This is a genomic window from Sphingomonas sp. (assembly GCF_036387535.1).
In the GTDB taxonomy this organism is placed as follows: domain Bacteria; phylum Pseudomonadota; class Alphaproteobacteria; order Sphingomonadales; family Sphingomonadaceae; genus Sphingomonas_R.
On sequence record NZ_DASVTO010000106.1, the window covers coordinates 1 to 8738 of the forward strand.

At 66.2% G+C, this 8738-nt stretch carries 5 protein-coding genes and 2 pseudogenes; 4 read left to right on the forward strand and 3 right to left on the reverse strand.

Annotated features, from left to right (window positions below):
* Together VF649_RS10010 and VF649_RS10015 are read left to right on the forward strand one after the other, a co-directional pair.
* The coding region (locus tag VF649_RS10010; RefSeq protein ID WP_414713663.1) for a glycosyltransferase family 4 protein at positions 1 to 2276 on the forward strand (2276 nt) is incomplete at its 5' end.
* Positions 2277 to 2317: 41 nt separating this feature from the next.
* Positions 2318 to 3595 (forward strand): glycoside hydrolase family 130 protein, encoded by a 1278-nt coding sequence (locus tag VF649_RS10015; RefSeq protein ID WP_331011816.1) that lies wholly within the window; start codon positions 2318 to 2320, stop codon positions 3593 to 3595.
* Positions 3596 to 3748: 153 nt separating this feature from the next.
* On the opposite strand, the gene VF649_RS10020 is transcribed toward VF649_RS10015, so the two are convergent.
* Positions 3749 to 5125, reverse strand: coding sequence for a M20/M25/M40 family metallo-hydrolase (locus tag VF649_RS10020; protein WP_331011817.1), 1377 nt, complete (start codon positions 5123 to 5125; stop codon positions 3749 to 3751).
* A 101-nt stretch (positions 5126 to 5226) separates the two neighbouring features.
* On the opposite strand from VF649_RS10020, the pseudogene ettA reads away from it, so the two are divergent.
* Positions 5227 to 6906 (forward strand): annotated as a pseudogene (gene ettA / locus VF649_RS10025) (energy-dependent translational throttle protein EttA).
* Positions 6907 to 6929: 23 nt separating this feature from the next.
* On the opposite strand, the gene VF649_RS10030 reads toward ettA, so the two are convergent.
* Positions 6930 to 7844: a DMT family transporter gene (locus VF649_RS10030; protein ID WP_331011818.1), complete on the reverse strand. Its 915-nt coding sequence runs from the start codon at positions 7842 to 7844 to the stop codon at positions 6930 to 6932.
* A 5-nt stretch (positions 7845 to 7849) separates the two neighbouring features.
* Positions 7850 to 8482 (reverse strand): carbonic anhydrase, encoded by a 633-nt coding sequence (locus tag VF649_RS10035; protein ID WP_331011819.1) that lies wholly within the window; start codon positions 8480 to 8482, stop codon positions 7850 to 7852.
* 66 nt (positions 8483 to 8548) lie between these two features.
* Here VF649_RS10035 and VF649_RS10040 point away from each other — a divergent pair.
* Positions 8549 to 8738: pseudogene (locus VF649_RS10040) on the forward strand (lipoyl synthase); the annotation flags it as partial.

Genomic DNA, 8738 nt, shown 5'->3' on the forward strand with positions numbered 1-8738 from the left:
ACCATGCCCCTGCCGCGCACACCATGATCGATCGTATCGCCATCATCGGGAATCATCCGCCGCGACTGTGCGGGATCGCCACCTTCACGAGCGATACCGCCAACGCCCTGCGCGCCGCGTTTCCGGCGGTGTCGGTCGACGTCTATGCGATGAACGATGTCGGGTCCGATCATGCCTATGCCGGCCGGGTGGTGGCCGAGATCGACCAGGACGATATTGCCGATTACCGCGCCGCCGCCCGCATCATCGACCAGAGCGGCGCGCAGGTGGTGATGGTACAGCATGAATATGGGATCTTCGGCGGCCCGGCCGGAGCGAACCTGATCACCCTGCTGGACCGGGTGCGCGCACCGGTCGTGGTGGTGCTGCACACCGTCCTGGAAAGTCCCGACCTGGACCAGCGCACCGTGATCGAGGCGCTGGCGCGGCGCGCATCGAAGCTGATCGTGATGGCGGACAAGGGCCGCGACATTCTGGAACGGCTGCACGGCGTGCCGCGCGACCAGATTGCGGTGGTCCCGCACGGCGTTCCCGATCGCCCTTATGGCCGTGCCGCGGAGAAGAAGCGCCAATTCGGATTTGAAGGCCGCAAGGTTCTGATGACGTTCGGGCTGCTGTCCCCGAACAAGGGGATCGAAACAATGCTGCGCGCGCTGCCGGCGATCGTGGCGGACAACCCCAGCACGCTGTACGTCGTGCTGGGCGCCACCCATCCGCATCTGGTGGCGCGCGAGGGCGAGGCGTACCGCAATGGCCTGGTCGCGCTGGCCGACGAACTCGGGATGCATGACCATGTCCGGTTCGTGGACGGGTTCCTGGAACAGGATCTGCTGCTGGATTATGTGGAGGCAGCCGACATCTACATCACGCCCTATCTGCACGAGGCGCAGATCACGTCGGGCACGCTGTCCTATGCGGTCAGCCTGGGCAAGCCGGTGGTATCGTCGCCATTCTGGCACGCGGTCGAACTGCTGGCGGATGATGTCGGCATCCTGGCCGGGTTTGGCGACAGCGCGGCGTTCGCGCGGGCGATCAACGGCCTGTTGTCCGATCCCGACCGGATGGAGCGGATCGGCGAGCGGGCCTATGCGATCGGGCGCGGCATGACGTGGGAAACCGCGGCGCACCGTTACATGGACATCATGCGCGCCGCGGTGCGACGTCAGCCCGTGCGGATGGTGCACCGCCCGACCGCCGACCTTGCGGTCGTCGCCCCCGATCTGACCGGCGTCGAACGGATCACCGACGGATGCGGAATGATCCAGCATTCGATCTTTGCCGTGCCCGACCGCGCGCACGGCTATTGCGTGGACGATAATTGCCGCGCGCTGATGCTGATGCACCGGATCGGGGGCACTGCGGAGGCGCGCGCCGATCAGCTGGCGACCATTTACGCCTCGTTCGTGCAGCATGCGTGGAACGGCGAAACCGGTCGCTTCCGAAACTTCATGGGGTTCGATCGCACCTGGCTGGAAAGCGTCGGGTCGGAGGACAGCTTCGGTCGCTCGCTCTGGTCGATCGGCGACACGGCGGCGCGCGCGCGCAAGGCCGATCTGCGGCGCTGGGCGCTGCATCTGTTCGATCAGGTCGCGCCGCACGCGCTGCAGCTCGGCAGTCCGCGGACCTGGGCGTTCGCGCTGCTGGGTGCGGATGCGGTGCTGGACGTGCACCCGGGGCACGGCCTTGCGCTGCGGCTCGTGCGGCATTTCGGTGCCATGCTGGCGACGCGACTGGCCGACGCGCGGCGCGCCGGGTGGACCTGGTTCGAAGCGGTACTGGGTTACGACAATGCCCGCCTGCCCGAAGCGTTGATCCGCGCCGGCGCACGGACCGGCAACCGCGGCTGGATCGACGACGGAATCGCCGCCTTCGACTGGCTGGAAAGCGTCCAGACCACGCCGGACGGCGATTTCCGGGCGGTCGGCACCGAAAGCTTCGGGCGGGAATATCAGGCTCCGCTGCCGTTCGACCAGCAACCGCTGGAAGCCTGGGCAACGATCGACGCCGCGCTGACCGCCCACCGGATCACGGGTGACACACGCTGGCAGGCGGCGGCGGTCCGGGCCTATCGCTGGTATCTGGGAGCAAACGATGTCGGCATCCCCGTCGCCGCGATTTCCGACGGCGGATGCTATGACGGATTGATGAGCGACCGGGTCAACCTTAATCAGGGGGCCGAATCGGTGCTGGCTTTCCAGTTCGCATGTTGCGCCATGGCGTCGCTTGCGCTGGAACCGGCCCGGTCCGCGGACGATCGGACGAGCCAGGCTTCCTAGCTCTTCACTGGCGCCCGCGACGCGGAGGGATACGGACGCCAGTGATTGATGTTATTCATGCTCCGCTGAAGCTGGCGGCCGATCCCGCGCGGGTCGTCGTGCGTCCGTTCCATATCGCAATCGAGGCCGGCAAGGTTGCGGGCCGCCCGGGGCGCGTCCGCCGGATCGTCGATGCCGTTCTTGAACTGGACGATGCGCAGACCGAAGCCGAACTCGATCTGGTCCTGCGGGATTTCGAGGCGCGGCACTGGCAGACCCGCAATGTGTTCGACATGCGCTACGCCGAAATCGAACAGGCGCTGCAGCTCGACGGCGCGACGATCTCGCATCACAGGCGCCAGCTGATCGGCGCCTATTTCTGTCACGAATATAGCTATGCCGCCGCGGCGCTGATGAACCCCAGCATCATCTGCCACCCCGATCAGTCGGGGTTGAGCGGCGGGGCGATGCGGATCGCGATGTCGCTGCGTGCGGTGGGCGAGGGGCATATCTCGTCGGTGGCGTTCCGCGAGGGAATATTGGGACCGGGCACCAATTTCGAATTGATGCCCGAACCGCCGTTCGCGACGACGGCGGACAGTGCCAGGGAACTGGACCGCGGCGCGGTGGAGGTTCACCGGCACCGCGACAGCTCGCTGTCCGGCACGGTGCTGTTCCCGATCACCGAAGCGCAACGCAACGGGCTGGAGGATTTGCGCCTCGTCCGCTTCACGCATGACGATGGCACGACCGAATGGATCGGAACCTACACCGCCTATTCGGGATCGGCGATCCGGTCGGAGCTGTTGCGGACGCACGACTTCCGCAGCTTCGTCTTCCAGCCGATGAGCGGTTCGGCCGCGCGGAACAAGGGCATGGCGCTGTTCCCGCGCAAGGTCGGCGGGCAGTATATGATGATCGGGCGCCAGGATGGCGAGAATCTCTATCTGCTGAAATCCGACACGATCGATCAGTGGGGCGAGGGCGAATTGCTGCTGACGCCGCATTATCCGTGGGAAATGGTTCAGATCGGCAATTGCGGATCGCCGATCGAACTGGAGGAGGGCTGGCTGCTGCTGACACACGGCGTCGGTGCAATGCGGAAATATTCGATCGGTGCCGTCCTGCTGGACAAGGACGACCCGTCCAAGGTGCTGGGCCGCACGTCGCAGCCGATCCTGTCGCCCAACGAGGACCGCGAGGGATATGTGCCGAACGTGGTCTATACCTGCGGCGCGTTGAAGCAGGACGACATGCTGTTCGTCCCCTACGGTGTCGCGGACAGCTCGGTCGCGTTCGCCTGGGTTTCGATCCCGAACCTGCTGGCGGGGCTCCGCTGAAGCCTACGCGGCGGGCGCAAGTTTTGCACCACTGACGCGCGCAACATCACCCTCGTCCATCCGGGCGGAGGTTTTCGACAAGCTCGAACCGAACGGATGGAGGGGGGTGGAGGACGCTATCCGTCGATCGTCTTTAGATCGCCGCCCGGCTGCTCACTCCGCGCCGGGCGTGACCGGGCCCAGTTCGGTCGCATCGTTGGCGACCACCGCCAGCATCGCGGTCCAGGCGGCGACATTCTGGCGGAGCTGGACCGGATCGACCTTGTCGAGCGTGTCGTCCGGCGTGTGGTGCAGGTCGAAATAGCGCATGCCGTCCTGCCGCAGGTTCACGACCGGCAGACCGGTGGCCGCGATCGGGGCGATGTCGGAACCCGCGCCGCCCTCATTATTCCCGCGCGCGATGCCGAGCGGGGCGAGCGCGTCGGCGATGCGGTCCATCACCGGCAGCGCAGCGGGCGCGACCCGGCTGTCGAACCGCCACACCCGGTCCGCGCCGAAATCGGATTCGGCGAGCAATGCGTGCTTCTCGCCCGCATGCGCCTTGGCATAGGCGGTGCCGCCGAACAGCCCGACCTCTTCCGCGCCGAACCACACGACGCGGATCGTGCGCAGCGGTCGGCCATGATCCAGGATGCGCTTCGCCGCGGCCGTCGTGATCGCGACGCCGGTGGCATCGTCGATCGCCCCGGTGCCCAGGTCCCAGCTGTCGAGATGTCCGCCGATCACGATCAGCCCGGCCTTGGGATCGCGCCCCGGAATCTCCGCGATGACATTGCCCGATGGATGCACTCCGGTCTGACGCGGGGTGAGCAGCAGACGCATCCGCACCGGCTTGCCGCGTTTCAGGATCCGGTCGAGCTGTTCGGCGTCGGGGATGCTGAGTGCCGCCGCCGGGATCGGCGCGACGCCGGCCGCAAAGACCTGGACACCGGTATGCGGCGTGCGATGATGATCGGTGCCGATCGAGCGGATCACGATCGCGGCGGCGCCCTTTTGCGACGCGACCGTCGGCCCTTGCCGCCGGACCACGCCGAACGCGCCGTAGCTGGAACCGTCCTGGGTCGGCTGCATCGCATGCGTCAGATAGACGATCCGCCCGCGCACCGCCGCGTCCGGTGCGGCCTTCAGCGCCGCGATCGACGGAAAGGCGACGATCTCCGCGTCCAATCCGGTCGCGGGCGTCGCGCCGCTGTTGCCCAGCGCGGTCAGCGTCAGTTTCTGCGGAAACGGGCTCAGGATCTCGGCACGCTCTTCGCCGCGCACCCAGACCGGCATGTCATAGGGCTCGATATGAACATTCTTGAACCCCAGCGCCTTCAGCTTGGCGACGCCCCACGCCCGCGCCCGCGCCTCGGCCTCGGTCCCGGCCAGCCGCTGTCCTACCTCGGTCGTCAGCCCCTCGGTGATGTCATAGGCGACATCGTCGGTCAGCGCGGCATCGCGGAGCGCGGCGACGCGCTCGGGCGACAGCGTCTGCGCGGATGCGGGGAGGGCGGCGGCGCACAGCAGCGCGAATGGCAGGGTCTTCATGCCACATGCCTATCCCGCTTGCGGGCATTTGCCAACGGCGCGGCAACCCCCTACATCGCGGGCCAAATCTGACAGATGTTTGAGATCGGAGACCACGCCAGATGGCCGTGCAGTACAGCTATGTGATGAAGGGCCTGACCAAGACCTTTCCCGGCGCGCCCAAGCCGGTGCTCAACAACATCCACCTGCAATTCCTGCCGGGGACGAAGATCGCCATCATCGGCGTGAACGGCGCGGGCAAGTCGACCCTGATGAAGATCATGGCGGGGTATGACAAGGATTTCACGGGCGAGGCCTGGGCCGCCGAAGGATATCGCGTCGGTTATCTCAGCCAGGAACCGCAGCTGGATCCCGACAAGGACGTGCGCGGCAACGTGATGGACGGCGTGCGCGGTACGGCCGATCTGGTCGACCGCTTCAACGAAATCAGCACGATCATGGGCGATCCGCCGGAGGATTGTGATTTCGACGCGCTGCTCGCCGAAATGGGCGAGTTGCAGGAGAAGATCGACGCCGTCGACGGCTGGACGCTGGACAACCAGCTGGAAATCGCGATGGAGGCGCTGCGCTGCCCGCCGGGCGATGCCGATGTCACCACGCTGTCCGGTGGTGAACGCCGCCGCGTCGCGCTGTGCAAGCTGCTGCTCGAAAAGCCGGAAATCCTGCTGCTGGACGAGCCGACCAACCATCTCGACGCGGAAAGCGTCGGCTGGCTGGAGAATCATCTGAAGGAATATGCCGGCAACGTCATTCTGGTGACCCACGATCGCTATTTCCTCGACAATGTCGTCGGCTGGGTGCTGGAAATCGATCGCGGACGCGGGCTTCCGTTCGAAGGAAACTATTCCAACTGGCTGGAAAACAAGGCCAAGCGGATGGAGCAGGAGGACCGCGAGGAAGAGGGGCGGCAAAAGGCGATCCAGCAGGAACTGCAATGGATCCGGCAAAGCCCGAAGGCGCGCCAGACCAAATCCAAGGCCCGCATCCGGGCGTTCGACGAGCTGGTCGAGAAGCAGAATGACCGTCGCCCCGGCGCAGCGCAGATCCTGATCCAGATCCCGCAGCGGCTGGGCGGCAACGTCATCGAAGCCAAGGGTCTGACCAAGAGCTTCGGCGACAAGTTGTTGTTCGAGAATCTGGACTTCAACCTGCCGCCCGGCGGGATCGTCGGGATCATCGGTCCGAACGGCGCGGGCAAGACGACGCTGTTCAAGCTGATCACCGGGCAGGAAAAGCCGGACGGCGGCGAAATCAACATCGGGTCGACGGTCAAGCTTGGCTATGTCGACCAGAGCCGCGATCATCTGAACCCCAACAAGAATGTGTGGGAGGAGATTTCGGACGGGCTGGACCGTTTTACCTTCGGCAAGCATGACGTCGCGACACGCGCCTATGTCGGTGCGTTCAACTTCAAGGGCAGCGACCAGCAGAAGAAGGTCGGACAGCTGTCGGGCGGTGAACGCAACCGCGTGCACATGGCCAAGATGCTGAAGGAGGGTGGCAACGTCCTGCTGCTCGACGAGCCGACCAACGATCTGGACGTCGAGACGCTGCGCGCGCTGGAGGAAGCGCTGGAGAGCTTCGCCGGCTGTGCGGTGGTCATCAGCCATGACCGCTTCTTCCTCGATCGGCTGGCGACGCACATCCTGGCGTTCGAAGGCGACAGCCATGTCGAATGGTTCGAGGGCAATTTCGAATCCTAAGAAGAGGACAAGAAGCGCCGTCTGGGCGACGCCGCCGATCGTCCTACCCGGCTGGCGTACAAGAAACTGACGCGCTGATCGGCTGGATCGGCGTTACCGGATCAGGCGGCGGACGGGTCACCGGCCGCCGCCGCCCTGCCGAGCCGCAATTCGCTCACCACCACGCTGCTGACGATCAGCGCGCCGCCCGCAATGGCGAGCGTCGTGAGATGTTCGCCCGCCGCGGCGCCGATCATCCCGGCATAGACCGGTTCCGCCGCATAGATGAGCGTGGCGCGCGCGGCGGAGACATGGTTCTGGCCCCAGTTCATCGCGACCTGGATGACCGCGCTGGCGATGCCCAGCGATGCGGCGCAGGCGAGCAGGCGCGGGGTGATCGTGGGAATGGCTTCGTGGAAGGCCGGCATCAGCGCGAAGCATCCCACCGCCACCATCGAAAGCTGGAGCAGTGCCGCGCGGCGGGGGTCGATCCGCGCCGCGAACACGCCGATCAGCAGGATCTGGAACGAGAATGCGAGGGCCGACAGCACCGTCAGCAATTCGCCCGGACCGAGCGTCAGCGTCATGACCGTTGCCGGCCCGGCCAGCAGGACCAACCCGGCAAAGGCCATGGCGATGCCCACCCACACCATCCGCCGCGGCATGCGCCGGAAGATCAGCAGCTGGAGCAGCGGGACGAACGGTACGTAGAGCGCGGTCAGAAAGGCCGACGTGCTGCTGGGGATCGATTGCAGGCCCGACGTCTGCAGCGCGTAGCCGACGACCATCGTCAGGCCGATCATTCCCGCCCCGATCAGGTCGATCCGCGTCCAGCCGCGGAGTATGCCGGGTGACGCCAGCGCCAGGACCAGCGCCGCGATTCCGAACCGCGATCCGACGAAGAACAGCGGCCCGCTTTCACCCAGGCCGGTCTTCGTGATGAGGAAGGTCGCGCCCCACAGAATCGTGATGCCAACCAGCACGAGTTCGGGGACGAACCGCCGCGGTGCGGGGTCCTCGCGATCGGGCCGGGTCATGGTCGTCACGCGGGGTGAAACAGACCCGTCGCTTCGTCCCGGACAAGCAGTTCGCCCTTGGCGATGCCGAACCAGCCGCCATGCAGGCGCAACCGGCCGTCCGCCTCGCGTTCGCGGACGAACGGGAACGTACGAAGATTGGCGAGGCTGACGCCGACCGCCCGATGTTCCAGCGCGGTTTCCGCGTCGGGACCCTCGCCCTGTTCGGCGATCACGGCGTCGCGCGCGTCGGACAGCATCGCGATCCAGGCATCGATGAAGCCGCCACCCCCCGGCGCAGCACCGGCAAAGGCCCGCGTCAGGCTGGCTTTGCAGCCGCCGCAGGCGCCGTGGCCCATGACCATGATGTCGGTCACCTCCAGCTGCGTCACCGCGAATTCCAGCGCGGCGGAAACGCCGTGATAGCCACCGCCAATCTCGAACGGCGGAACCAGCGCGGCGACGTTGCGGACCACGAACGTCTCGCCGGGTGACGTGTCGAAGATGGTGGCGGGATCGACGCGGCTGTCGGAACAGGCGATGATCATCTGCTTCGGCGACTGCCCATCAGCCAGTTCCGTCCAGCGTTCGCGCTCGCGCGCCCAGCCAGCAGTGCGGAAGCGGCGATAGCCGTCGATGAGGGGGGTGATGCCTGTCATGGATCAGGACCTAATCCAGGTCCACGGGGGGTGGCAAGCGGCGTCCGCAAGCGCTATCTGCCACGCATGACCGATATGGCGATGAACCCGACCCCCGCCCGCGTCCGCAAGCCGGACTGGATCCGCGTCCGCGCGCCTGGCGGCGGTGCCTTTGCCGAGACGAAGGCGCTGATGCGTCGGCTGAACCTGGCGACCGTATGTGAAGAGGCGGCGTGCCCGAACATCGGGGAATGCTGGACGAAAAAGCACGCCACCG

Excerpts from the sequence above, each read along its gene's own strand:
- VF649_RS10035 (WP_331011819.1), bottom strand. The coding sequence starts at position 8,482 with ATGACAGGCATCACCCCCCTCATCGACGGCTATCGCCGCTTCCGCACT.
- VF649_RS10020 (WP_331011817.1), bottom strand. The coding sequence starts at position 5,125 with ATGAAGACCCTGCCATTCGCGCTGCTGTGCGCCGCCGCCCTCCCCGCA.
- VF649_RS10030 (WP_331011818.1), bottom strand. The coding sequence starts at position 7,844 with ATGACCCGGCCCGATCGCGAGGACCCCGCACCGCGGCGGTTCGTCCCC.